Raw genomic sequence first — 24560 nt, 5'->3', positions numbered from 1 at the left:
ATGGTATTGATTAAAGAAAATTGGGTTTTCGTAGAAACAGATTTGCAAAAAATTAATCCAGTTACTTATCAATTGATTACGAAGATGAAACAGATCAGTCATGATCCCGTTGTTGCCGTTTTGATTGAGAAGACTGATGCTAACTTAGAAACAGAATTGGCTGAATATGGTCCAGATAAAATCCTTCTCATTAAAGATGACCAATTGGTAGATGGGGATGACCTTGAATTGACCGATGCTTTAAATAAGTTGATTCAAAAACAAGGCACACCAAATACCTTTATTTTCCCAGCAACGGTTGTGGGACGTTCTGTTGCCCCAAGACTTCAAGCACGTTTGAGAACTGGCTTAACCGCTGATTGCTTGGATTTGAAGTTTGAGGGCGATTTATTGATTCAAACTAAACCATCGTATGGTGACAATATTATGTGTGAAATCACGATTCCTAATCACCATCCACAAATGGCAACTGCCAGACCAAATGTTTTTGCGGCTGAGAAGCAAACAAATCCTGACCTTAAAGTAGAAGAAATTAGTCAACTTGATTGGGAAAAAGATAGTAAACTAGAAATTAAGAGCCAAGTTTTACCTCCAAAGACAAGTGATGATATTACGCAAGCTAAGAGAATTGTTGCGTTGGGACGTGGTGATAAAACTGATGCTGGAATCACCGTCGCTAATAAATTAGCACAAAAATTACACGCCACAGTTGGTGTAACTCGTCCGTTAACTGACCTAGATCAATACACAATTAATGAACAAATTGGTCAAAGTGGTCAAACAGTTGCACCTGAGCTATTAGTGAACTTAGGTGTTTCTGGTGCTGTGCAATATACAGCCGGAATTGCTAATGCCAAAGTTGTCGTTTCAGCTAATACTGACGAGAATGCGCAAATCTTCAAGTATTCTGATTATTATTTTGTTGGAAATGCTTTAGAGTTTTCACGCGCACTTGAAGCAATTTTGTAGAAATATTTATTATATACGTGTGGCGCTAGTTAATATGCCACCTCCAAGAGCAAGAAATTTAGGTCGCTGTGGGGACCTAAATTTCTTGCTCTTTCGGGCTAGTTCATTGTTTGTTTTTGAATCAATATTGAATAACTTTAAGTATTATATAAGTGTTAGTTAATTAAATACGTTTAGGGAATGCCCTTAGGAGCCAGAAAAATATGTCACTGTAGAGATTGGTTTTCTGGCTCTTTTCGGTTGATTCATTCTAGTAAAGGCTAATAACGACCAGTGCAGCAAGTTTTTAAAAATAGTAGAAATTTTTCAATATTGAGTTAATTTAGACCGTAATTGTTCAAATTTCAGGTTTAAAATAAAAAAAATCAAAAAAATTTTAATTAATTTATCGTCATGTAGATATAACTCGCTATCGTATACTATAACTACTATTGAGCGATAATTTTTAAACTGAAAATGACCCTTTTTTGTCAAGTAAAATGCTTACAACAAAACTGATAATTTGCATAAGAAAATTATATTTGTTAGGGTTATATAGGTCGCTGTTATTTACATTGTTTAAATAATAGCTTTTTTATTTCCATATAATGCATACTTCACAGCAGGTATGCATTTTCAATTCCAAGAATGGGGGATTTAATGAGTACTCAAGAAAGTACAAAACTAGAAGTCAAAAACTTAACTAAAATATTTGGTAAGCATCTTAATAAAGCCAAAGAGTTAAGCCGTCAAGGAAAAGATAAAGCAGAAATACTAAAGGAAACAGGTGCCACATTAGGTGTCGATAACGCCAACTTTAAGATTTATGATGGTGAGATTTTCGTTATCATGGGTCTATCTGGTAGTGGTAAGTCAACTTTAGTTAGAATGATCAACCGTCTGATCGAACCCACAGAGGGTGAAGTTTTGATCGATGGTGAAAACTTAATGAAAATCGACAAAAAGGAACTTCGTGAAGTTCGTCGTAAGAAAATGAGTATGGTTTTCCAAAACTTCGGGTTATTACCTAATCGAACAGTTTTGGAAAATACCGAATATGGTTTGGAAATTCAAGGTGTTGATAAAGAAGCCCGTGAACAAAAAGCCAAAGAAGCGCTAGAAACAGTTGGTATTACTGGTTATAACGATGAGTATCCTGATCAACTATCAGGTGGTATGCAACAACGTGTTGGACTTGCTCGTGCGTTAGCTAATGATCCCGAAATCTTATTAATGGATGAGGCCTTTTCAGCTCTTGACCCATTGAACAGAACTGATATGCAAGATCAGTTGTTGGATATCCAAGAAAGATTACACAAGACAATTGTCTTTATCAGTCATGATTTGAACGAAGCCCTAAAAATCGGTGATCGAATTATGATTATGAAGGATGCTAAGGTAATTCAAACTGGTACTCCAGAAGATATTTTGACTCACCCAGCTAATGAATATGTTGAAGAATTTATTGAAAATGTTGATCGTAGTAAGGTTCTTACTGCAAGTAACGTTATGATTCGTCCAACAATCGTTAATATTGAAAAAGCTGGTCCACGTTTGGCCTTGAAGATGATGAAGGATACTGAAGTTTCAACTGCTTATGTAGTTGATAACCGTCGTAACTTACTCGGTATCGTCGATGCCAATGATGTTATCAAACTAGTTCGAGAAAAGAATGGCGACTTAACATCAATCGTGCAAACTAAGGTTCCAACAACTACTGAAGACACACCTATCTCTGACTTGATGGATGATATTTCACAAACAGGGATTCCATTTGCTGTTATCAATGATAAGAAGCAATTAATGGGTATTATCGTGCGTGGTGCCGTTCTAGGTGCTTTAGCCGGAAATGAGGTGAGCGATTTTGAATAGTTTAATTTTTAGTAGTATTCCACAACTTCCATTAGCTCACTGGATCGACAATTTCGTCGACTGGTTAGTTCAATTTACAGGATTTTTCAATGCAGTTACTAATTTTATTGGATCAATCAACAATGCCTTTCAATGGGTCTTTGATTTAATTCCAATTTGGTTATTTATTGTTTTAGTTTTAGCTTTAACTTATTATGTCAATCGTGATCAACAAAACTGGGGCTTATTGATTTTCGAGTTCCTTGGTTTATTGATGATTTGGAACTTAGATTTTTGGCGTGATATGACACAAACATTAACACTTGTTTTAACAGCTAGTTTGATTGCGTTAGTTATCGGGATTCCACTTGGTATTTTGATGGCTAAGAGTCATACAGCTGAGATTATCTTGAAGCCAATCTTGGACTTCATGCAGACAATGCCAGCTTTCGTTTACTTGATTCCAGCCGTTGCTTTGTTTGGTATCGGTATGGTTCCTGGTATCGTAGCATCAGTTATTTTCGCTATGCCTCCAACAGTTAGAATGACTAACATGGGTATTCGTGAAGTACCTGATGAATTAATTGAAGCTGCTGATTCATTTGGTTCAACTGAATGGCAAAAGTTATTTAAAGTTGAATTACCAATTGCCAAAACTAGTTTGATGGCCGGTGTCAACCAAAGTATGATGCTTTCATTATCAATGGTTGTTATCGCCTCAATGATTGGTGCTATGGGCTTGGGAACAAAAGTTTACTTCGCTGTTGGTCGAAATGATGCTGGTAATGGTTTCGCCGCTGGTTTAGCTATTGTTATCTTGGCTATCATTTTGGATCGTTTAACACAATCATTAACTAGATCACACAGAAAACATTAGGAGGGATTATTTGAAGAAACAAAAGTTTATTAAACTTTTCTTACTAGCTTTACTAATTATCCCAATTATTTCTGCCTGCAGCTCCCAAACTGCTTCTTACAACAGTAAAGAAAAATTGGGACCACAGATCAACTATACAATTACTGGTATCGATGCTGGTGCCGGAATCATGTCTTCAACTCAAAAAGCTTTGAAATCATATGGTTTAGCTAGTGATAATTGGCAATTACAAACCAGTTCAACCGCTGCTATGACTAGTACTTTGGATAAAGCCATTAAAGACAAACGACCAATCGTTGTTACTGGTTGGCAACCACATTGGATGTTTACTAAATATCCAATTAAGTTTTTGAAGGATCCTAAAAATGTCTATGGTAAAGCAGAACATATCAATACCGTTGTTCGTAAGGGCTTGAAGACTGATATGCCGGAAGCCTACACAATTTTGGATCGTTTCCATTGGACTCCAGCACAAATGTCACAAGTTATGTTGAAGGTTAATAATGGCGCTGATCCCCAAAAAGCTGCTAAGCAATGGATCAAGGCTAATCCCAAGTTAGTTAATGAATGGACTAAGGGTGTTAAGAAAGTCCATGGTAAAACATTAAAGATGACTTATGTTTCATGGGATTCTGAAATTGCTTCAACGAATGTGATTGCTCAAGTCTTGAGAAATCAAGGTTACAAAGTAACTATTCAAGCAATGGAAATTCAACCTGTTTGGGCTTCAATTGCAACTGGTGCCGCTGATGCACAAGTCAGTGCTTGGCTGCCTAAAACATCAGGTCTCTTTTATAAAGACTATAAAGGTAGATTCGATGACTTAGGACCAAACTTAGAAGGTGCTAAAGTTGGACTTGCTGTGCCAAAATATATGACAAATATTAATTCCGTTGAGGATTTAAAGAATAAATAAAAGTAATTAAAAATCGGAAGAAATTCCGGTTTTTTTTTGTAAATATTTCCTTTTTATTTGAATTTGGAATATTTAAAACAGGTTTTATTTTATATATCATATAGAAACACAATTATATATAATGTGAATGGAGACTAAAATTTTAACAACATGACATGACATAAGGTAGGGTATATAATTAAGTTCAAACAATATATAAAATTTTTATATAGGGGCGATGGCGTGGATATACAGACGTTTATTGATAAAAGAAAAGAGTTAGGATTATCTCAAAAAGAGTTGAGCAATGGAATTTGTACGCAAGCAACTTTGAGTAAATTTGAAAATAACGGAAAGATACCATCACTAAAGATTCTAATTCAATTATGTAATCGTTTAGGGTTGTCTTTGGACAGCATAATAGGTGTTACTGACGGTAAGAGCCAAAGGGTCATCAAACAGATGAACCAGGCTGAATTTAACCTAATAATTCAAGAATATGATGATTCATGGGGTATTATCAAAGCAATCGATCCCAAAGATCTCGAAGGAGACCGTGATGCTTTGATGCAATACTATTACTTGAAAGGTTACTTGAATGTCTTAGATGACGGTGATCTTTTCGATGCAGTGTTTGATTTTAATCGTATCTTATCGGAATTGGATATACATGGTGAGACAATATTTACTTTCTTATCATTTGTAGGTATGGGTATGGTCTATGCTAAGCAAGGTGATAATAGTAAGAGCGAGTATTATTTCAGCAAAGTTTTCAATGATATTTATACGATGTCGATTGATGATGTTTCAAAAATTTGGCGTTATATCAATATTATTTTCTACTGTGCGTTATATTATTCCGAACGTAACGACTTAGAAACTGCTAATGCTTTGTTAGAGTATGGTGTAAAAGTTTGTGCCGAGAACCATGTGACATATTATATTGCACGGATTTATGCTCAATTGGCAATGAATGAGAGCCGAGTTAATGGCAATAATAAGAAGGTACGTGGCTTGATGAATAAGGCTTTAGTCTTTTCAGAGTTTAATCAAAATGAAAAAGAGATTGAGGTTATTAAGCGTTGGGTGGCTAGCAATAAGGTTTAAATGTGCCGCCTCCAGGAGCAAAATAAATAGGTCGCTGTGGGGACCGATTCGAGCCGAACGGCGGTCTCAAATCTCGATTTTGAACTTCGCAGAGTGCGCGAATTTCAAAACTCGTCCCGTGGTGTAGGCGCTAAAGCGCCAACGCCACCTTCACAGCGACCTATTTTTTTGCTCCTTCCGGCTAGTTTATTCTATGTTTTGAGAAAGTAAGAGAATGACTTGAGGGTCAGCATGTAAGCTACACTACTTTTATATAAAGCACTAGAGATTAAAAGAATGGACAACAATCTGAAAGGGATTGCTGTCCATTTTTAGTTGATGCGCGAAAGTTGACCATGTTTTTTCTCACTTTCTACCCTTAATTAAGCGCGGTACCATTTTTTTACTATAGATTTGAGATAATTTTTAAATTCAAAAGAAAATAATGAACTAGCTGGAAAGGGCAAGAATTTAGGTCGCTGTGCAGGTGGCGTTATGGCTTCAGCCATTACACCACGGGACGACTTTTGAAACTCGTGATTTGTGCGAGGTTCAAAATCGAGCCGAAAGACCTTGGCTTTCGGCGGTCCCCATAGCGACCTAAATTTCTTGCTCTTGTAAGCGGCATAGTAAAAAATTTGTTATGATATATAAATTAGAAAGTATAAATGTGAGGAATATCTATGGAATTAACACAAAAGAACATCTTTAAGTACGGTTCGATTGTTGTACTGGTATTGGCTTTAATGGTTTATCCGGTTCAAATTTATAATATTTTTTTGAACCTACTCGGAATTATTATGCCGCTGATTTTGGGTGGTGTTTTAGCCTATGCTTTAAACATTTTAGTTGTTAGGTTAGAAAATCATTTTTTTCCTAATACTAAAATGAAATGGCTACAAAATAGTCGACGTGGGATTGTTATTTTGATTACTTTGATTATTGTTATTTTAGTCATGACGGGTGTATTTCGTTTGGTTTTACCACAGTTTATTAGTGCTTTGACTGACTTTTTTAAATCAATACCAGCTTTCGTTACTGATATTTCTAACTTTGCTGAAAAGATAAATAGTCATTCAGAGATATCTGATCAACTGGATACTATCAATGTAAATTGGTCTTCTGTACAAGCTAAAGTAATGAAATTTTTGACATCCGGTGCCAGTGGTCTCTTTGGATCGACGTTTAAAATTGTTACTGGCGTAGCTAAAGGGCTATTCAATTTTATTTTGGCGTTCACTTTTGCTATTTATATTTTAGCAACTAAGGAGAAATTGACGGCGCAAGTGAAGAAGGCTGGTCGTGCCTTTATTAAAGAAAAGCATCGTCAAAAAATTCAATATGTTTTTGATATAACTAATAAAATGTTCAGTAGCTTTATCGTTGGTCAAGTAACTGAAGCAATTATTTTGGGAACGTTGTGTGCGTTGGGGATGTTGCTCTTTAAGTTCCCATATGCTTTACCAGTAGGTGCTTTTGTAGGAATTACTTCATTAGTTCCCATTTTTGGTGCCTGGGCTGGTGGGGCTGTTGGTTTCTTATTGATTGCAGTAGATTCACCCTTACAGGCGGTGTTGTTCGTTATATTCATTATCGTTTTACAACAGTTAGAAAGTAATCTGATCTATCCACGAGTTGTTGGAACATCAATTGGCTTACCAGGTATTTGGGTGCTAGCGGCCATTACTGTTGGTGGCGGACTCGGTGGTATCGTCGGGATGCTGTTAGGTGTACCAGTTGCGGCAACAATTTATCAATTGTTTAAGAATGAAGCAAATCGGCGTTTGGAAAATCAACCTAAGGTATAATTGACGAAATTACACAAGGAGCGATTGATGTGTGGAATAGTTATTTTGGATTTGTTATAACTTTCGTGGCCATTTTTACTTTGATACCGTATTTAACGTCTTTGATAACGTCTTTATTAGGACACCTTTCAAAAAGGACGTTAGTGAATAATTTAGGTAATAGCAGTCAATTGGTAGTTGGCGGATTAGGCGTAATTATTCATGAATTAGGTCATGCTATCTTTGCCTATCTTTTTGGACATAAGGTTACTAATGTTCAGTTGTTAAACTTGAATTACCGTCAATCTGGGGCCTTAGGTTCAGTTGACCATCGTTGGAATGATCGCAATGTCTATCAGATGTTAGGAAACTTTTTCATCGGTTTGGCACCATATTATATGTGCTCGGTAGCATTGTTTTTGTTACAAAAATACTTGCTGAATGCTCAATTCAGCATTAGTTCTTTAACGCAAAGTTTAAATATTAATACAACATTGTCAGCTAGCATGATTTTTGATTCAGTTTTGGACAATTTGAAAGCTAGTTTTGCTAATGCTTCGTTGGGGATGATTGCACTCTATATTGTCTTGACGATTATGATTGCTAGTACAGGCTATGATTTAAGCAGTAATGACTTGATGACTGTTAATAAAGGAATTTTACCTTGGGTTGTGACATTACTAATTTTGGGGTCAATCTTTTATGTATTGAATGTCAGAACAGCCGTCATTAGCGGATCAGTGTATTTTATTGCGTTTTCGGTCTTGTTCATGTTCCATGCCATTATCAGTATTGTCCTGTCGATGGGGGTAATTAAAATTTTAGGATTGGTTAATGTCCTTTAAAGATTATTTTTGTTTAAATAATTATTAGAGTATTAAGGTGTGTTTGGAAGCTTAGTTATCTTTAATAAATCAGAAAAAGCCTTTGAGATTGCATTCTCAAGGGCTTTTGTTGTAGTCTAAAATTGTATACGAGGTGTCGATTATGAGTCAGAAGAAAGTTCATTTTGCTTTTGGAGTTTATGGAATTATTGCAGCTGATAATAAACTACTGGTAATTAATAAAAATGGTGGTCCGTACATTAATCGGTACGATTTGCCTGGAGGTAGTTTAGATGAAGGCGAGTCTTTAAGCCAAGCTGTTGCAAGAGAAGTTAAAGAGGAAACTGGCTTAAAGGTTTTGGATTCAAAACAACTGGGCACTATTAGTTTCTCTTACCCATGGAATTATCAACATTTTACGTGGAATAATCATGTCTGCGTGTTTTATTCTATTGATGATTATCTAGGTACTCCTAAGATGAAAGTCTCGCAATTTGTCGGACAAAATTCGACTGGTTCACAGTGGATTGACGTAGAAGATTTAAATTTGGAAAATAGTTCACCGTTAGTTTTGAAAGCTAAAGAGTATATTTTGATGAAGAAGTTTATTGCGACCGATTCCAAATATTCGCATTGGGATGTACTAGCTTAAAGCGCTGCGTGAGTCATCTTGATATGTGGTGTGTGGTTGAATAGGAATGGTTGCCCATGACTTTCAAAATTGAATTTTTGGTAGAAGCCTTCCACTTGAACTTGTGCTTCAATTTCGATTTCTTGATGGGGAAAGTTTTGCTGAATCGCGTGCATGATCTGTTCCATTAATTGGTTGCCAAGTCCTTGGCCGCGATACTTTGGATCAGTTACAACACGTCCAAATGTGACCTTATTTTCTTGTGGGAAGACTCGAGCATAGGCGGCTACTTTTCCGTCAATCATCTTGAAAATATGGATTGCTTTGAGGTCGTTTTCGTCAACTTCTTGGTAGATTCGTTCTTGATCGACAACGAAAATTTTGGTGCGAAGATAGAAGATTTCGTAAAGTTCTTTGGTAGATAATTCTGAAAAGGTTTTTATTTGCCACATATTAGGGCCTACTTTCTAGTAAAGAGTAAATTATCAAGGGTAGTCATTGCCTGATAAAATTGTTTTTGCTCAGCTGTTGATAAGTCAGTTAATAAGTTTTGAATCTGTTGATTGGAACGGTCATTTAGTTCGTTAACCAACTCTTGACCAGCCGTTGTTAAGCACAAATCAACTGAACGAGAGTCAGTGGCTGAAGGAGACTTACTAATGAGACCATTTTTTTCAAAACGCTTGAGAATGCGACTTGTATAGCTCTTATCGAGTTCCAGATTGTTGGCTACTTCGATAGGAGTTTTGTCGTTATTAAAAGAGATTTCCAGTAGCACGCGTCCTTCAGTCCAACTCAAAGGTGTGTTAAGAACTTTTTTATTCATGATGCCGAGTAATTTTGTGTAATCACGGTTGAAATTTCTGATTTTTGAAATTGCTGCTTGATCTAGCAAGTTATTAGACCTCCTGATGGTGGTGTTGATTAATTATGCCGCCTCCAAGAGCAAGAAATTTTGGTCGCTATGGGGACCGAAATTTCTTGCTCTTTCCGGCTAGGTTATTCTTTGTTTTTGAATCGATATTGAATAATTTAACGTGTTTTTATGTTATTGATGACGGGGGTTGTAGGATACGAAGTATTTAAACTCGTATTCAAAAAGTTAGCTAAGACCACACGTATTAATGAAAATTATTATAGCATTTTAGTGGACTTTGTCCACCACTTTACTAAAAATTATTTTAAATAAATATAAATTGGGGCTATGAAATTGTCTTAAGTAGCATGAAATAGCTTTTTCCACCTAAAGCAAACGAGACCAGCAATCTAAAATCGGATTACTAGTCTCGTTTATTTTAATGCTTGAAATGTGATTATATTTTGTCATACTTTAGATATTTTTATAATTAGCGGCTTTCAAATTACCGATTGTTAACATTACTAACAAGCTGATGATATAAAGTGTTGAGATGAACATCATAACTGTCATAATGTTGTAGTTATCAAGTAGGTATCCGATGGCTAAACTTGAGAAACCACCGATACAACGTCCGACGTTCATGATGACATTATTGGCTGTTGCTCTAACCTCGGTTGGATAAAGGCGACTAACGATCGCACCGTAGCCAGCGAACATTCCGTTTGAGAAGTAACCTACGATAGCGCCGACGACAATTAATGACCATACGTTACTTGGCAAAGTTAATACATAGACACCGATAGCTGAAGCTGTTAAGAAAATACCGAAGGCTAGGCGTGGTCCTAAGTTATCTAAAATCCAGCCAAAGGTTAACATTCCGGCACACATACCAAGGATAGTAGCAATCATCCAAGTTGATGAACCAACTGTTAAATTGAGTTGCTTTTGCATGATGGTTGGTAGCCAGTTCATTAAACCGAAGTAGCCGGCAATTTGAACAATAGCCATAACCATTAGGGCAAGTGTTTGATAAGCAATCTTAGGTGTTGCGAAAAGTTGTTTGATGTTACCTTTAGTTTTCTTGGAGGAATTAGTAAATGTTTTGCTTTCACGAAGATGTCGTCTGGCAAAGAAAGTAATAACTACGGGGATTATCCCAAATAAGAAGAGTGCGTGCCAGCCAAATTTTGGTAAAATCAAGGCTGCTAGAAGTGCGGCAAAGATGGCACCAACTTGTCCAGCCATACCGACCCAAGATGAAACTCGACCAAGTTTTTCTTTTGAAAAGCTTTCAGCAAGGACCGTCATACCGATTCCGTATTCACCACCAGCACCAATACCGGCGATGAAGCGGCAAAGATAAACCATTGTTAAGTTGTTGGCAAAGTACATTGCAGCGGTGGCAAAAGCAAAGATAAAGATTGTGTGGCTAAAAGTTTTCACACGACCGATTTTATCGGCTAAAATTCCAAAAAAAATACCACCTAATAACATACCAATATTTGTGATAGTCGAGATAAGTCCCGCCTGTGTTCCACTTAAATGCAGATCAGCGATGATGGATGAAAGGGCAAAGGACAAAAACATTACGTCCATATTTTCTAATCCAAATCCTGAGGCTGTGGAAGCAACCACTTTAGCTTGGTAGCTATCGAGCTGGTTCGATTTTGATGATGCTATTTTCATTTTTATTCCCTCCAAAATGGACGCTCTCTGACGTCGTTTAATTTTGCTTGTGTGTATAATAGCACAGGAATTTTTTTCAGACAAGGATGACCATTAGAAAAAAGTAATTATAAGATAGACAAATACAGCCACTGCTATGGATAAGCAATGGCTGTATTTATTTTTTTATATTAGTTATTTTGAAGCTGAAAATTAAATATGCTGTGGAAGTCCGCCTCCAGGACCCAGAAAATTAGGTCGCTGTGGGGACCGATTGGAGCCAAGGTCTCCAATCTCGATTTTGAGCCTTACTGGGAACCGTAAGTCTCAAAAGTCGTCCCGTGGTGTAAGGGATAAATCCCTAACGCCACCTTCACGGCGACCTAATTTTCTGGGTCCTTCCGGCTAAGTTATTCTTTTCTTCGAATAAGTTGTAAGTAAATTATTATATTGTGATTCTGACTACTTTTGTGGCAATAGTGAATCCCAAAACTCTAAATTAGTCGGTGAATGCTTGATTTAGCTTGTTCAAATCGCTGTCATTAAACTTAATGTCATCAAGTTGGTCTGACTTGTCATGCATGATATTTGTGATTTTTTCAGTTAAAGCATCAACGGTTGCTTGAGTAGTATCGCTAGGGAACATTCCGACGATTAAATAGTCAACAGGAGTCTTGTCATTTCCCCAAGCAACGGGATTCTTGAAAGTTATCATCATAGTATGAGCACGGCTCTTTTTGTCATTTGTGGCATACATGAAGACAGCACGATTTTCGATAATAATGTTGCCTGATGCCGCACTAGCAAAGATACTACTTTGGATATTTTGTTCATCAACATTAAATTCTTCAGCTGTCTTTTTAGCAGCTAATTTTAGAGCACTTAATTGATTGTTATCTTCTAATTCAACATTTGCGGTTGTGTGGTTTTTTCTAAAAATTTTAAACATAATATCTATCTCCCTTGCATTTTTTGAAATTCAACGAAGCGGTTCGACATGTCTTAACTTCTCTACATGAAATATGATATTCTATCGAACCCGTTTCATAGCAAGGGGAAAGTTCAAATTGTTTTAAGAAAAAAACTGAGAATTGCTAGGACGGTTGATCTGTGGGTATTTTTCGGCTAAAAATTTGTAAGCTGAGTGGACATCTAGAGGAATATCAACATGGCTGATGTAATTCTTTCCATGTGGTCCATAACCGTTTTTATCATCTGTTAGACGGGGAATTTCACCCATTAATAGTTTCATATAACGCTCAGGAGTCCACATACCAGGAACTTCTTGAGTAAAAGTAAGCTGATTATGACTGATTGTTAATTCATTTTGATAAGTAGCGAAATTGATAATTTCTTTTTGAGAATCAATATATTTTGCTAAACAAGCTGCCATACGTTTTTGCATTGTGGCATCTTGAGCTAGGATGATTGATTGAAAGTCGATTCGTTTTTGGTTGAGTAAATCTAATAGGTAAGTAATGTTGTTACCACAATTAGTTGATTTGGTTTCTAAGTAATCAACAGTTAGTCCAAACCGCCTTTTTAACAAAGTTGCAAAGATTTCAGACTCTTGCATATGGGTAGCCGAAATATCGGGAAATTGCTGTGTTACGGTGCGTTGTAACGTTGCAGTTGTGTGCCCAAAGCCACCGACAATAATGTATTTCTTAGCAATTTTATTTTGTAACGCCTTTGCCAAAATGTCGACACCGTAAAGAATGCTCCCACCAAATAAAACGAAAACGTCAGCTTGATTAATACTGTATTTTTCTTGAAGTGCAGATGGTGTAAGGGTATCGATATCTCGTTGACTGCAGTATTTTCCCAATAGATTAAAGTAATTGATATCCGTTTGACTAATCAAATTGTTTTACTCCCTCAGGGATGTCAGTTACATGTTCAACAATATGTTCAGCTCCTGAATGTGATAATTCTTGGTAGTCGCCAAAACCGTAAGTTACACCTAGAGTGTGAACGCCATTGGCAACTCCACCTTCCATATCAGTCATACGATCACCAATCATAACAGAGTCAGATGCAGAAACACCGGCATTGTCCATACCATAACGTAGGATTGCTTTTTTTGTGTTGCGGGTAGTTTCATCATCAGAGGCACCATAAATACCTGAGAAGTACTTATCTAAGTCGAGATGAGGAATTAAAATTTTGACCAATGATTCTGGTTTGACTGAGGAAACGTAAAGTTTATATCCGTCAGCTTGTAATTTTGCTAGTGTTTCGGGCATTTTGTCATAAAGTTTTAATTGATAGACACCTTTGGAATTGTAGAATGATTGGTACGATTTAATTGCTTCTGGATAGCGTGATTTAGGAAAGTCAGGATAGTATTTTTGAATACTGTCGGTGATTGCTGGTCCGATGAATTTTTGATAGGTCTGTACTCCTAAATTAGCTATCTTTAAATCGTTAGCCATGTATTCTAATGCATTGACAATACCCTCTTGGGTATTTGCTATTGTACCGTCGAAATCAAAAAAAAGATTTTTCATTGATGTAGTAGTCTCCTTATTCATAATGTAACCGTTTCATTATAAAGTTGATTATAAAATAATACAAAGAGGCGGATGAAACTTTTTATATTGTGGATATGCCGTCTCCAGATTCGGACTAGTTCTTTATTAACTCAAGAATTATTTTTCATGGCTTTTATTACCATCTTGATAGGATTCTGGAACAATCATTCTCTTAAAATATTTATCCGTATCAGAATAAATTCTTATCAGATTAATTTGAAGACCGACCATAGATTACCAAGAATTAAAATATAAAAAAGACTAGATATTTTATCCGATAAATCCTGATAAAATATCTAGCCCTCATAAATATAGACTTTATAATTAAAATTTGAAAGATTACAAGTATGCTTTAAATTTTGGACCCCTAGTCGTTATTGAAGTAAAAATAGTTAATGCTCCAATTTATTTACGGCTTATTCAAGCCAAAGAACAAATTTTCTGGTTCCTGGAGGCGGAATTCTACAGCATATAAAGTATTTTATTCTTCAATAGGTTTGTGTCGTGCAACAAGTAAACCGGATAGTGCAAGTAGGGTAGACAAAGCAACTAGAATTAAAATAATCATATTCCAAGAACCTGAAACATTTTCGATGAATCCGAATAGGACAGGGCCAACGGCAGCTAACAGATAACCCGCTGACTGTGCCATTCCTGAAACTTCAGCCGTTTGAGTAGGATTGGTTGTTTTTTCAGTGAAGAAAACAACGGCCATATTGAAGGCTAAACCAGATCCAAAACCAGTCACAATAGTGATGATTGTTAAGTAGACTGCATTACTTGTGGAAATAAGATAGCCAAGTGGTGCGATTGCATAACCAACGAATAACATTATCAACAGATTTCTTAGGCCGTTTTTTCTAATTGATAGGAAAGGTACGATGAATGAACAAGGTAAACCACTCAATTGCAATAGTGTTAATAGGTTACTTGCAAAGATAGTGCTGATACCATGATTTTGCAAAATTGATGGCAACCAGGTTACGAATGAATAATAAACAATTGATTGTAATCCAAAGAATGCAGTGATCAACCAACCTAGATTTTGATTCCAAACACTTCGATACTGTTTCCGCTCAAAGTTTTTGGCTGTTTCACGATGGTTGTAACGCAGATTAGGAATCCAAAATACTAGCGCAACAATCGCAACGACAGATAAAATAGCTAATGTTGATTGAAGACTAACTTTAGTAATTAAAACACCTGATAAAGCTGTACCAATGGCACCAATTAGTAGCATTGACATGGTGTAAAGGCTTGTTCCTAGTGGAATTTGATGGGGCAAATGATCTTTTATTAGAGCTGGGACTAAGACATTACCACTGTCAATTCCTACTCCAGCTAAAAATGTTCCCAACATTAAGGCCCAAACAGTTGGAATGATTCGTAAATAACTACCAGCAATTAATAGAATAAAGAAAACAAAAATCGTTAATTCGTTACCAAGTTTTTTGGCTACTTTAACGATAACTGGTGAAAGAATAGCAAAAGTAATTAGGGGAATCGATGTAATCAAACCAGCCAATGATTTGGGAATACCAAGGTCCTTTTCAATAGTACTCAACAATGGTGGGATGATCGTAATTGGTAGACGCAAGTTTGCAGCTACTAACATCATACTCAATAGGAACCATTTTTTATTTAGTTTTGATGACTGCATTTTTTTCCTCCCTTAAATAAACGCAATATTACAAGTGTAAACCCAAAAACGGATTGTGCCAAATTGACACAATCCGTTTGCTTTTTCTATTTTGACCATTTTGCAAAGAAGTTAGCGGTAAATTCGATGAACTTATCGCGTGAAACATTGAAATCATTATCTTCGAGATATTCAACTAAACCAATTAAACCACCGACAATGAAACTGATCATTAATTCTGGGGAGTCTGATTCAGTAATCATTTTGATTAATGGATCATTTTGACTGGCCGGATCATTACTCTTTGATTTCACGATATCTTGTAAGATACTACGAAATTCAGGGTAAAGATTAGCCTTTGTTTGATATTGTGGTGAAATATGATGAATAAAACTACTATTTTTCTCCATGAAATCCGCAATTTGATAGACAATCGTTTTTGCGTTGGATGTGTTGTTAAGCAAATCATCTAGTAAAAATGAAAATACCGCATGTAGTAGAGCATATTTATCACTAAAGTAGCGATAAAAAGTACTGTGGTTGATCAATGCTTCGTCACAAATATCACCGACAGTGATCTTTTCGAATGGTTTCTTTTGTAAGAGAGAAATCATTGCTGTGATAATGGATTTTTCGGTTCGTTGTGTTACTTGTGACATGGTTGATCCTCCTAAAGTACCTTAACGTTTTCGTAGCGTGTCATTAATGTATTGAAATTATAATCTTTGATCTCTTGAATACTATCTTTACCATTGAAGAAAGCAGTTAAACTACCAGCAAGCATCAAGTTTAATGGTTCGTCAGTCATGTTTCTCACACCGATAACAGGGATGTTATTAGCAATTGCATAACCACATTCCCACATTGTACCGGAATCAGGTTCTAATTCATTTTCTTCTATTTTATAGTCTAACATTGCGACAACAACATCTGAAACATTAATGTTATTAATATCATGCTTGTAAACAGCAGTTTGCCATTCGAATGAGCCAAATTCAGCACCAGTGTATTCATCTTTACCAGGACGGAAGATGTCACCAATAGTTGAATTGGCTTCCAATAGTTTTTGAATTTCATCAAGACGTTTGATTTGATGTTCACTGAAAAATGGTCCAGCTAAGTAAACACGATTCTTTTTTTCCATGAGTGTAGTAGTGACTCCTCTTTGTTATTTATGGTTAATGTATTGTGTTAGTTAAATATGCCACCTCCAAGAGCAAGAAATTTAGATCGCTATGGGGACCAAATTTATTGTTCTTTCCGGTTAGTTCATTGTTTGGCTTTGAATCAATATTAAAAGGCATTATTTTGTCATCAATGACTAGAATTACAGGATATGGAAACGTATTTTGCTAGTCATGATTCCAAGTTAAACTAGTCGTAGGTTTTGCACAATGAAGTCAGCAGTGGCAGTGGTGTTAGGGCGAGTGGTTTTCTCGGCCTTACAGCACAGGACGTATTTTGAAATTCGCGTTTTGGGCGAAGTTCAAAATCGAGCTTCGAGGCTTTGGCTCGAAGCGGTCCTCACAGCGATTTCATCGTGCAAAACCGGAGGCGGCATAAAAACTTACAACCTTTAATTAATTATACTGAAATGTTCGGAAAAAGCCCGTAAAAATCCTTCAAAAATTATTATTTTTTCTGTGGTAAAGAGCAATTTCTGCGAAATATAATTTGAAAAATAAGTTTTAAGTTTTAAAAAAAGCCTTTTCATTCCTATGATTAGATGATATAACTCTTGTAGGCGCGGAGGCATAATGCTTATGAATAAAAATTTACGAAATACTCGCGATGACAAAAAATCGGTCAGTATACTTGCCATGTTTGGTATCTTTTTGGCATTTATTTTATTAATTTTTTAGGATTAAACGTGCTTATAGATGGGAAAAGATTTGTAGTATTCTAACTTAGAAGACTAAACTTGAACTGAGACTAGATGAATAATTTAGTCTCAGCTTTTTTAAACGGGAGATGAGTATTATTGCAAAAGCGTCAAATTGAAAATATTTTGTACGCTGGTGTAGTCGGGGATGCATTGGGAGTTCCTGTTGAGTTTGCAAAACGTGATTCTTATTATATTAATTCAATGACTGCTGGTGGCACGTGGGAACAACCTGCAGGAAGCTGGTCAGATGATACGTCATTTACCTTGCCACTGATGGAGAATTTAACGGCCGGCGGCGATTATGAGCAATTGATGAAAAAGTTCGAGAATTACATGTTTCACAACGAATATACACCAGACAATTTAGCATTCGGAATTGGCCATTCGTGTGCTAAAGCAGTTAGAAATTGGTCAGTTAATCATTATTCTGCTTTGGAATGTGGCGATCCAAGCGTATATGCTAACGGCAATGGAGCTTTGATGCGCCTTGCTCCGTTAGCGATTCATTTGGCAGACGAACCAGATTTGCAAAAGCGCCTGCAAGCAACATATGAATATACTTGTTTAACACACCGTCATCCACGAGCTATTGTTGGTAGTTACATTTATTTAGAAATTTTGCACGGCTTATTGAATGGCTATGCATTACGGTCAGTTTTAGACCGTTTGCCAGACCAATTAAATCAAGCTTTGCAAAATCGTCCAGATGAACTGGCAGAATTACCAAAATATGATGAAGTCTTTCAAAATAATTTTGGAATGACTTTACGAAAAGAAATCAAATCTACTGGCTATGTTGTAGATAGTTTATTAGCTAGTGTTTGGTGTGTGTTGAATAGCACGAGTATTGATAATGCAATTATTTTAGCCGTCAATTTAGGCGACGATACGGACACGATAGCGAGTCTTACAGCAACAATTAGTAGTTGTGAGAACTTGAAAGATAGTGTCAAAGCAGAATGGAAAAATCAACTAAGAAATCCAGAATTACTGGCTAGCATTATTGTGCCATTCGCAAAAAAAGAAGCTTCTAGGGCATTAGTCTAGAGGCTTCTTTTTATTTTCGGGTTTAATTAAGGAGTTATCAGAATTACCAAACCACTTTTTGTTGATTCGTTGTAATTCGCCCTTGTTGGCTAATTCCTGCAATCCTTGGTCAATTTTTTTCTTTAAGGTTTTGTCACCTTTACGCATACCAACAGCAAAGTCTTCACCATCAAATCCGCCAGCAGTTACATGATAAGATGCAGGGTCTTTTTCTTTACTAATGTAGTAACCAGCGTAGACACTATCGATTAAAAGTCCTTGAATCCGGTTAGCATCAAGATCCATTAAGGCGTTATTGAAAGAGTCGTAAAGTACTGGGGTCTTGCCCTTGATATAATTTTTTAACATCGTTGGGTGTTCGTCTAACAAACTGGCACCAGAAGAACTAGTTTGGACCCCCAGCGTTTTACCAGCCATACCTTTAAACGATGTGATTTTTTCGGCTGTCTTAGTAACCAATACTTGTCGGTTAGCCATGTATGGACGTGAGAAAAGCAATTGTTTTTGACGAGCGGGAGTAATAGTATAACCGTTCCAAATTAAGTCAATTGTCCGATTACGCAATTCGGTTTCTTTCATATTCCAATCAATCGGCTGAAAGTCAGCTTTAATACCATATTGCTTAAAAACAGCTTTAGCTAAATCAATATCGTAGCCGACTAGTTTACCGTCTTTTTCACGAAAACCCATTGGCACAAAGGTATCGTCTAAACCGATAATGACTCGGCCACGCTTTTTGATATGAGACCATGTATCAGTGGTGTTAGCCTCTTGTGCAACTGATTTTTGGCTGCCGCTACAACCAGCTAAAGTTAGACTAAAGAAGGCTAATAAGCTTAAAAGTATAAAAATCTTTTTCTTCATGTTATTAATCCCCCTATGATTAATTATTTAGTGGTTTAACTTCGAGTAGTTGATCAGCTATTTTTTTGGCAAAAGTTGGATCATGGGTAATGACAATCTGTGTGATACCGGTGTTCTTTAAGTCGAGAATAATTTGAGCTACAGTATCACGCAAGCTTGGATCAAGAGCTGATGTTGGTTCGTCATAACAAAGTATTTGTGGCTTCATGGCTAAAGCACGGGCAATGGCGACACGTTGTTTTTGACCGCCGGATAATTCAAATGGGTATTGGTTTTTTAAGCTAGTCAAACCTAATTGGGCTAACAAGTCATCTACATTTTTTTGAGCAGTTTTTTTGTCTTGTTTGAGTACCATCTCGGGAGCTAGAGCGATATTTTCCATAACTGATAGATGAGGGAAGAGATTGAAATCTTGGAAAACAACGCCGATGACACGTTCTTTAGCTGATTCGTCTGCAGGATCAAAAGGTTTTCCATTGAGTGAGAAAGTTCCGGAATCAACTTTTTCAAGTCCGGCGATACAACGTAGAAGAGTAGTTTTACCAGCTCCACTAGGTCCAACGATACTGAGAATAGAATTGTCCTCAACTTCAAGATTTAAATTATTTAGAATGGTTTTACCATCGAAACTTTTTGTAATATTCTCTAATTTCAACATATTTTTTCTCTCCTAACGGTAATAACTAAAACGTTTTTCCAAGACTTTCAAAAGCCAAGTGCAGACAAGGGTTAATAGTAAGTAAATGATACCAACCAAGACTAGCGGTAGTAGGGTAACGTCACGGGAACTAGCAATGTTTCCGGCACGTAAGAGATCACCTAAACCAATTACGTAAACTAATGATGAATCCTTAACCAAGTTGATGACTTCATTTCCAATTGAAGGTAAAACAATTTTGACAACTTGAGGAATAATGATTTTTCGAATTGTTTGCCAGTAATTTAAACCAAGTACCTTGGCACCCTCGAATTGTCCTTTACTAATAGTTCCAAAACCACCACGGAAAATTTCGGCGAAGTAGGCAGTGTAATTAAGAATAAAGGCAAAGAGTGCGGCGTCATATCTTTCAAAAACAATATGTGCGAACGGCATATTAGGTAAACCATAGAAGACGAAAATTAATTGTAATAGCAATGGCGTACCACGCATGACCCAAATGTAAAATGATAATAGCCAACTTAGTGGCTTGAATTTAGAACTGCGACCCAATGAGACTAGTATTCCCAATGGTAATGAACAAATAATTGTCCAAAAGAAGACTTTTAAAGTCATCATTGTTCCGCTTAATAATGACGGTAAAATTTCCAAGATATAATTCATCATAATTTTTCTCCCCTTTAACAAATAAAAAAAGACGTCCGCTAGCAAAAGTGCTAGAGGACGTCTTTGACGTGGTTCCACCTCGAGTTTGCCAGTACCTCACGATACTGACCTCAAAAAGTTATTGTAAGATCGCAAATAAAATAAAAAAGCCCCCTTAGTCAAAATGACTAAGAGGGCGACTATTCGCGGTACCACCTCTGGTTACTAATATCTCACGATATTAGACTCATGAAGTTACAATAACTTCAGCTGTAACGGGGCTACCGAAATGACCTACTTGTTTCAATCATTCAACTTACAGATGTGTTTCGTCAAGAATCAGGTCAACTCACACCACCGTTGACTCTCTGAACTGATTTGCTTGATTACTCTTCTGTCGTCGTTTTTTCTATTTGTTTTAAAATGTTGAAATCATCTTACGTCCTATGAGAAATAAAGTCAAGGTTTATTTAATGATGCCGTCTCCAGAGCGGGAAAAGTTAACTGGCTATGCGGACCGGCGCAAGCCGTGTGTCTCAGGCCTCGGTTTGAAGCTTTGCTGGAAATCGCAAATCTCCAAACACGCCCGGTGGTGTAATGGCTAAAGCCATAACGCCACTTTCACAGCCAGTTAACTTTTCCCGCTCTTCCGAACTAATAGGTTGTTTTTTATGATTTAGTATTTTAATAACAAGAGATTGAAATCTTCGAAAAGTGATTTAATTTATGGAAATTCAATTATTACGTAAAAAAATCATCAATTTTATACTGTGACGCTTAATTTCCCTGATTAGTTATTAGAATCAACGAATTTCTTGCTTCTGGAGGTGGCAAAATTGACACACACCCTTTTTTATATTATATTGTTAATGAAATCATATTATACGACGTATAATATTATAGAAACGAGGAGATAATATGGCAATTCAAGTTTCGACTGAGATTCTTGAGGGTTCAGTTTTAGCTCTGTTGACTAAAGAGGATTACTACGGTTATGCAATTACAAGAGAGATTAAAAAGGTTTTTCCTATCTCAGAATCGACCATGTATCCAATTTTACGTCGTCTGAAAAAAGAGGACTGGTTGAGTACATACGATGAGGCCTATGAGGGTCGTAATCGTCGTTACTACAAAATTACTGATCAGGGTTTAGAACGCTTAGAAGAAATACGAAGTAATTGGCAAGAATTAAAGGCAGCTACGGATGCTATCTTGGAGGGGAAAAATGAAGAATAAAGTAATCGATTCTTATATTGATGAATTTGAAATATATCTACATCCATTGGATGATAAAGAAAAACAAGATGTACTTGAGTTTTATCGTGAATATATCATTGATGCAAATTTACAGACGTCAGACGCAATTATCAACGAATTGGGAACGCCTAAACACTTAGCACGAAAGGTTTTAGCAGATTATTCCATCAAAATGTCCGAGGAAAATTATCAAAATGTTAATAACGGACAGATGACTAGTAATGAGCGCTTTTCCAAAAACTTGAAGATGATTGGCTTAGTTATTTTAGCTCTGATGGCTTCTCCAGTTGCCATTTTGATTGCTATCATCTTAATTCCATTGATTTTGCTATTCCTTGGTTTAGGTGTTCTATTTGTACTCCTATTTTTATTTACGATAGCAATGTCAGTTGTCGGTGGTATAGGTGCCATTTTCATGGGATTGTCGGTTATTTTCCAATCCTTTGGAACAACTATTTTTTACGTCGGAATTGGATTATTGATTCTAGGGGTAGATTTCTTCGTGATTCCTATCATCGTGGCGTTATTAAAATGGTTCTTTAGTGTGATTGTCATTTTCTTCCGTTGGTTAGGTAAGAAACTATTACACGGTCGAAAAACTCCAATGAAGGGGGAAAAGGAAAATGCGTAAGTATTTTGTGACTGGTTTTTACTTATTAGTTATTGGTGGTATTTTGCTTTTAGGTGGTATTCTGATGGGTGCTAATCGCTCCGTTATTTGGGACCATGGTTTCAAAGTTGCCCAAGTAAAAAATGAAACTTATCCCTTGGATGATTTCAAAAATATTTATGTTGAAGGCCGAGATGCTAACGTAAGTATTAAGTTTGGTGACCGTTATAAAATTCATATTGATGGTGACAGATCTCAAGCTCCAACTTATAAGGTAAAAGATGGTACTTTAACCGTGCTTGGTAGCACTAGAAAGGGCCGCGTTGGTGTTGATGTTTTAGGACGTGAGAAAATCACAATTACGATTCCAATGAACAAAACATTGGATAATGTTAATTTGAAAACGGCTAATAGTAAGATCAGCATTAGTGATGTAACGATAAATAATTTGATTAAAACGGCAAAAGATATGGATTATGACGCTGATTTAGAGTTGAATGACGTAACGATTCATAACGTTGATAAACTTAGTTTGTATAACGCCGAGTTAGAAATGAAGAATTCTAATATTACTAATTTATCGTTAACAGGCAGTGCCTATTCAGAAGTTGAGTCAGAGAATACGACTTTGAAGAATGCTAATATTAATTTAGATCAGTCAAATATGGATATTGAGAGTTCGAATATTGATTCACTCAAGGCTTTTGTTAATCATGGCAAGGTTGAAATTTCCAAGACAACTTTAATGAATAAAAATAAAGTCAGAATCCTTAATAAAGGTCGCTTTACAGGTGAAAAGTTAACTGTTGATGGCTTGAAGTTGAATACTGATAAAGGAATCGTGCGATATTTCGATAAGAGTTATGGAACAAGTTTTGAAAATAAGACTGATGAAACAAACTTGCTAGATGTGAAAGCAACAAAAGGAACAATTACAATTAAGTAGATTAGGTTGTTATAGTCAACTTTGTTATAATGGCGTTATTGAGTGTGAGGGATGTTGATGAATAATAACTATAATCGAATATCTGCCATAGAAATTCGCCGAGAAGCACACCATGCTTTTCGAAAAGACATTAGGGGAAATATTTCCTTAAATGTAATTCCAATCTTATTGAGGTTCTTGGCAGTCTTTTTTGGAACAAAGCTTTATACTACTTGGATGGCAAATTTAAATGTCAATTTGGCTGATCCTGGACAAACCACCCGCCGTTTGACAGAAATTTCAAATGATATGGCTAGTAATCCAAGTTCTGCTAGTAAATATATGTTGACGTTGACACCAGAAACAAGTGTTATCGTCTATGCGTTTATGTTTTTCTTCATTATGGTTTGTGTTGGTGTATCATATACAGCCTTGGAGAAATATCGAAATCCAGATTATCAAGTCAATGCGTTACGTGACAGTTTACAAACTTTTTCCGGACGATACTTCTTTCCAATGATTTTTATTACAGCATTATTCGCACTGTTTCTAGAAGCAGGCTTCATGCTGTACATCATTCCGGGAATTTGGTTTCTGATGATTTTCTCACAAGTCTTTTTAGTCTTTAAGGATGATGTTGAAGATCAAGGTAAGTGGACGTTAAGAATGGCATTTTCAACGTTCAATCGTAGTGCTGTTTTGATGCGGGGCTATAAATGGGCATATTTCTCATTGTGCTTGGAATTCTTTTTCTGGGAAATTTTGAACGCTATGACACATGAGTTGTTGTCTATTTGGTTGCAACCTTATGAACAGTTAACGATGGCAATTTTTTATCAAAAGGTTTTAGAAAATAATCAAAAAAATTCTTAAAAATGTGAGGTTCTTTCTTAAATTTGGTTAGTTGCCGTCTCTGGGCGCCAACATTTCTTGCACCCAGAGACTAATATATTTGTTACTTTTTATATGATGTAACTAACTAATTCGATAAAAAGTGCTATGTGATTTTAGATTTAACATAATCAAAAGGCTAGATATTTTTTCTGGAAGTATATCAGGAAAACATATCTAGC

Annotated in this window: 25 protein-coding genes and 1 other annotated feature; of the genes, 13 read left to right on the top strand and 12 right to left on the bottom strand. The window is 36.2% G+C overall.

Annotated features, from left to right (window positions below):
- From D1B17_RS10725 to D1B17_RS10690, 8 genes are all read left to right on the top strand, one after another.
- Positions 1 to 969, top strand: coding sequence for an electron transfer flavoprotein subunit alpha/FixB family protein (locus D1B17_RS10725; protein WP_120141737.1), 969 nt, complete (start codon positions 1 to 3; stop codon positions 967 to 969).
- A 639-nt stretch (positions 970 to 1608) separates the two neighbouring features.
- Complete coding sequence (locus tag D1B17_RS10720) at positions 1609 to 2820, top strand: quaternary amine ABC transporter ATP-binding protein (protein WP_120141738.1); 1212 nt, start codon at positions 1609 to 1611, stop codon at positions 2818 to 2820.
- Entirely contained in the window at positions 2813 to 3676 is an 864-nt protein-coding gene (locus D1B17_RS10715; protein ID WP_202240246.1) for an ABC transporter permease, read from the top strand. The genes D1B17_RS10720 and D1B17_RS10715 overlap by 8 nt, the downstream gene beginning before the upstream one ends.
- Before the next feature lie 10 nt (positions 3677 to 3686).
- Entirely contained in the window at positions 3687 to 4592 is a 906-nt protein-coding gene (locus tag D1B17_RS10710) for a glycine betaine ABC transporter substrate-binding protein (RefSeq protein WP_120141739.1), read from the top strand.
- Positions 4593 to 4814: 222 nt separating this feature from the next.
- Entirely contained in the window at positions 4815 to 5678 is an 864-nt protein-coding gene (locus D1B17_RS10705) for a helix-turn-helix domain-containing protein (RefSeq protein ID WP_120141740.1), read from the top strand.
- A 662-nt stretch (positions 5679 to 6340) separates the two neighbouring features.
- The gene (locus D1B17_RS10700; protein WP_120141741.1) at positions 6341 to 7465 is read left to right on the top strand and encodes an AI-2E family transporter; all 1125 of its coding nucleotides are present in this window, start codon (positions 6341 to 6343) and stop codon (positions 7463 to 7465) included.
- A gap of 29 nt (positions 7466 to 7494) precedes the next feature.
- The gene (locus tag D1B17_RS10695; protein ID WP_120141742.1) at positions 7495 to 8289 is read left to right on the top strand and encodes a hypothetical protein; all 795 of its coding nucleotides are present in this window, start codon (positions 7495 to 7497) and stop codon (positions 8287 to 8289) included.
- Positions 8290 to 8431: 142 nt separating this feature from the next.
- On the top strand, positions 8432 to 8920 hold the full coding sequence (locus D1B17_RS10690) for an NUDIX hydrolase (RefSeq protein ID WP_120141743.1): 489 nt from the start codon (positions 8432 to 8434) through the stop codon (positions 8918 to 8920).
- Here the strand turns inward: D1B17_RS10690 and D1B17_RS10685 are convergent.
- From D1B17_RS10685 to D1B17_RS10645, 9 genes are all read right to left on the bottom strand, one after another.
- Positions 8917 to 9351 carry a GNAT family N-acetyltransferase gene (locus D1B17_RS10685; RefSeq protein WP_120141744.1) on the bottom strand — a complete coding sequence of 145 codons (435 nt, stop codon included), beginning with the start codon at positions 9349 to 9351 and terminating at the stop codon, positions 8917 to 8919. The two genes, D1B17_RS10690 and D1B17_RS10685, sit on opposite strands and share 4 nt — an antisense overlap.
- Positions 9352 to 9359: 8 nt before the next feature.
- Complete coding sequence (locus D1B17_RS10680; RefSeq protein WP_120141745.1) at positions 9360 to 9794, bottom strand: MarR family winged helix-turn-helix transcriptional regulator; 435 nt, start codon at positions 9792 to 9794, stop codon at positions 9360 to 9362.
- A gap of 435 nt (positions 9795 to 10229) precedes the next feature.
- Positions 10230 to 11444 carry an MFS transporter gene (locus D1B17_RS10675; protein ID WP_120141746.1) on the bottom strand — a complete coding sequence of 405 codons (1215 nt, stop codon included), beginning with the start codon at positions 11442 to 11444 and terminating at the stop codon, positions 10230 to 10232.
- Between the two features lie 478 nt (positions 11445 to 11922).
- A complete protein-coding gene (locus D1B17_RS10670) occupies positions 11923 to 12372 on the bottom strand; it encodes a PTS sugar transporter subunit IIA (RefSeq protein ID WP_120141747.1) in 450 nt (149 codons plus the stop codon).
- 123 nt (positions 12373 to 12495) lie between these two features.
- Positions 12496 to 13287: an ElyC/SanA/YdcF family protein gene (locus tag D1B17_RS10665; protein ID WP_240704405.1), complete on the bottom strand. Its 792-nt coding sequence runs from the start codon at positions 13285 to 13287 to the stop codon at positions 12496 to 12498.
- Positions 13280 to 13933 (bottom strand): HAD hydrolase-like protein, encoded by a 654-nt coding sequence (locus tag D1B17_RS10660; protein ID WP_166806672.1) that lies wholly within the window; start codon positions 13931 to 13933, stop codon positions 13280 to 13282. The genes D1B17_RS10665 and D1B17_RS10660 overlap by 8 nt, the downstream gene beginning before the upstream one ends.
- A 505-nt stretch (positions 13934 to 14438) precedes the next feature.
- Positions 14439 to 15617, bottom strand: coding sequence for a CynX/NimT family MFS transporter (locus tag D1B17_RS10655; protein ID WP_120141749.1), 1179 nt, complete (start codon positions 15615 to 15617; stop codon positions 14439 to 14441).
- 86 nt (positions 15618 to 15703) lie between these two features.
- Complete coding sequence (locus D1B17_RS10650) at positions 15704 to 16255, bottom strand: TetR/AcrR family transcriptional regulator (RefSeq protein WP_120141750.1); 552 nt, start codon at positions 16253 to 16255, stop codon at positions 15704 to 15706.
- Between the two features lie 11 nt (positions 16256 to 16266).
- Positions 16267 to 16740 (bottom strand): nucleoside 2-deoxyribosyltransferase, encoded by a 474-nt coding sequence (locus tag D1B17_RS10645; protein WP_120141751.1) that lies wholly within the window; start codon positions 16738 to 16740, stop codon positions 16267 to 16269.
- Between the two features lie 837 nt (positions 16741 to 17577).
- Here D1B17_RS10645 and D1B17_RS10640 point away from each other — a divergent pair.
- Positions 17578 to 18528, top strand: coding sequence for an ADP-ribosylglycohydrolase family protein (locus D1B17_RS10640; protein ID WP_120141752.1), 951 nt, complete (start codon positions 17578 to 17580; stop codon positions 18526 to 18528).
- On the opposite strand, the gene D1B17_RS10635 is transcribed toward D1B17_RS10640, so the two are convergent.
- The 3 genes from D1B17_RS10635 to D1B17_RS10625 are packed head-to-tail and all read right to left on the bottom strand — an operon-like array spanning position 18520 to position 20716.
- On the bottom strand, positions 18520 to 19392 hold the full coding sequence (locus D1B17_RS10635; RefSeq protein ID WP_120141753.1) for an amino acid ABC transporter substrate-binding protein: 873 nt from the start codon (positions 19390 to 19392) through the stop codon (positions 18520 to 18522). The two genes, D1B17_RS10640 and D1B17_RS10635, sit on opposite strands and share 9 nt — an antisense overlap.
- Before the next feature lie 19 nt (positions 19393 to 19411).
- Positions 19412 to 20050 (bottom strand): amino acid ABC transporter ATP-binding protein, encoded by a 639-nt coding sequence (locus tag D1B17_RS10630; protein ID WP_120141754.1) that lies wholly within the window; start codon positions 20048 to 20050, stop codon positions 19412 to 19414.
- A 12-nt stretch (positions 20051 to 20062) separates the two neighbouring features.
- Positions 20063 to 20716, bottom strand: coding sequence for an amino acid ABC transporter permease (locus D1B17_RS10625; RefSeq protein WP_120141755.1), 654 nt, complete (start codon positions 20714 to 20716; stop codon positions 20063 to 20065).
- Between the two features lie 168 nt (positions 20717 to 20884).
- Positions 20885 to 21105 (bottom strand) — a binding site (T-box leader).
- Between the two features lie 508 nt (positions 21106 to 21613).
- Between D1B17_RS10625 and D1B17_RS10620 the strand changes: the two genes are divergently transcribed.
- Genes D1B17_RS10620 through D1B17_RS10605 form a run of 4 tightly spaced genes read left to right on the top strand, consistent with a single transcriptional unit; the run spans position 21614 to position 24360 of the window.
- Positions 21614 to 21931, top strand: coding sequence for a PadR family transcriptional regulator (locus D1B17_RS10620; RefSeq protein WP_120141756.1), 318 nt, complete (start codon positions 21614 to 21616; stop codon positions 21929 to 21931).
- Positions 21921 to 22583, top strand: a complete 663-nt coding sequence (locus D1B17_RS10615; RefSeq protein ID WP_120141757.1) for a DUF1700 domain-containing protein — start codon at positions 21921 to 21923, stop codon at positions 22581 to 22583. Before D1B17_RS10620 ends, D1B17_RS10615 begins: the two co-directional genes overlap by 11 nt.
- Entirely contained in the window at positions 22576 to 23508 is a 933-nt protein-coding gene (locus D1B17_RS10610; RefSeq protein ID WP_120141758.1) for a DUF4097 family beta strand repeat-containing protein, read from the top strand. Before D1B17_RS10615 ends, D1B17_RS10610 begins: the two co-directional genes overlap by 8 nt.
- Positions 23509 to 23565: 57 nt before the next feature.
- The gene (locus D1B17_RS10605) at positions 23566 to 24360 is read left to right on the top strand and encodes a DUF975 family protein (RefSeq protein WP_120141759.1); all 795 of its coding nucleotides are present in this window, start codon (positions 23566 to 23568) and stop codon (positions 24358 to 24360) included.
- Positions 24361 to 24560: the final 200 nt, after the last annotated feature.

Source organism: Companilactobacillus zhachilii, from assembly GCF_003606365.2.
In the GTDB taxonomy this organism is placed as follows: domain Bacteria; phylum Bacillota; class Bacilli; order Lactobacillales; family Lactobacillaceae; genus Companilactobacillus; species Companilactobacillus zhachilii.
Note: the sequence above shows the minus strand (reverse complement) of the source record. Positions and strands in the feature narration are given on the sequence as shown.

What these genes read in the sequence shown, in the direction of transcription:
- D1B17_RS10635 (WP_120141753.1), bottom strand. Translation starts at nt 19,392, where the DNA reads ATGAAGAAAAAGATTTTTATACTTTTAAGCTTATTAGCCTTCTTTAGT.
- D1B17_RS10720 (WP_120141738.1), top strand. Translation starts at nt 1,609, where the DNA reads ATGAGTACTCAAGAAAGTACAAAACTAGAAGTCAAAAACTTAACTAAA.
- D1B17_RS10620 (WP_120141756.1), top strand. Translation starts at nt 21,614, where the DNA reads ATGGCAATTCAAGTTTCGACTGAGATTCTTGAGGGTTCAGTTTTAGCT.
- D1B17_RS10675 (WP_120141746.1), bottom strand. Translation starts at nt 11,444, where the DNA reads ATGAAAATAGCATCATCAAAATCGAACCAGCTCGATAGCTACCAAGCT.
- D1B17_RS10645 (WP_120141751.1), bottom strand. Translation starts at nt 16,740, where the DNA reads ATGGAAAAAAAGAATCGTGTTTACTTAGCTGGACCATTTTTCAGTGAA.
- D1B17_RS10630 (WP_120141754.1), bottom strand. Translation starts at nt 20,050, where the DNA reads ATGTTGAAATTAGAGAATATTACAAAAAGTTTCGATGGTAAAACCATT.
- D1B17_RS10655 (WP_120141749.1), bottom strand. Translation starts at nt 15,617, where the DNA reads ATGCAGTCATCAAAACTAAATAAAAAATGGTTCCTATTGAGTATGATG.
- D1B17_RS10670 (WP_120141747.1), bottom strand. Translation starts at nt 12,372, where the DNA reads ATGTTTAAAATTTTTAGAAAAAACCACACAACCGCAAATGTTGAATTA.
- D1B17_RS10700 (WP_120141741.1), top strand. Translation starts at nt 6,341, where the DNA reads ATGGAATTAACACAAAAGAACATCTTTAAGTACGGTTCGATTGTTGTA.
- D1B17_RS10625 (WP_120141755.1), bottom strand. Translation starts at nt 20,716, where the DNA reads ATGATGAATTATATCTTGGAAATTTTACCGTCATTATTAAGCGGAACA.
- D1B17_RS10610 (WP_120141758.1), top strand. Translation starts at nt 22,576, where the DNA reads ATGCGTAAGTATTTTGTGACTGGTTTTTACTTATTAGTTATTGGTGGT.
- D1B17_RS10650 (WP_120141750.1), bottom strand. Translation starts at nt 16,255, where the DNA reads ATGTCACAAGTAACACAACGAACCGAAAAATCCATTATCACAGCAATG.
- D1B17_RS10615 (WP_120141757.1), top strand. Translation starts at nt 21,921, where the DNA reads ATGAAGAATAAAGTAATCGATTCTTATATTGATGAATTTGAAATATAT.
- D1B17_RS10690 (WP_120141743.1), top strand. Translation starts at nt 8,432, where the DNA reads ATGAGTCAGAAGAAAGTTCATTTTGCTTTTGGAGTTTATGGAATTATT.
- D1B17_RS10660 (WP_166806672.1), bottom strand. Translation starts at nt 13,933, where the DNA reads ATGAAAAATCTTTTTTTTGATTTCGACGGTACAATAGCAAATACCCAA.
- D1B17_RS10725 (WP_120141737.1), top strand. Translation starts at nt 1, where the DNA reads ATGGTATTGATTAAAGAAAATTGGGTTTTCGTAGAAACAGATTTGCAA.
- D1B17_RS10605 (WP_120141759.1), top strand. Translation starts at nt 23,566, where the DNA reads ATGAATAATAACTATAATCGAATATCTGCCATAGAAATTCGCCGAGAA.
- D1B17_RS10685 (WP_120141744.1), bottom strand. Translation starts at nt 9,351, where the DNA reads ATGTGGCAAATAAAAACCTTTTCAGAATTATCTACCAAAGAACTTTAC.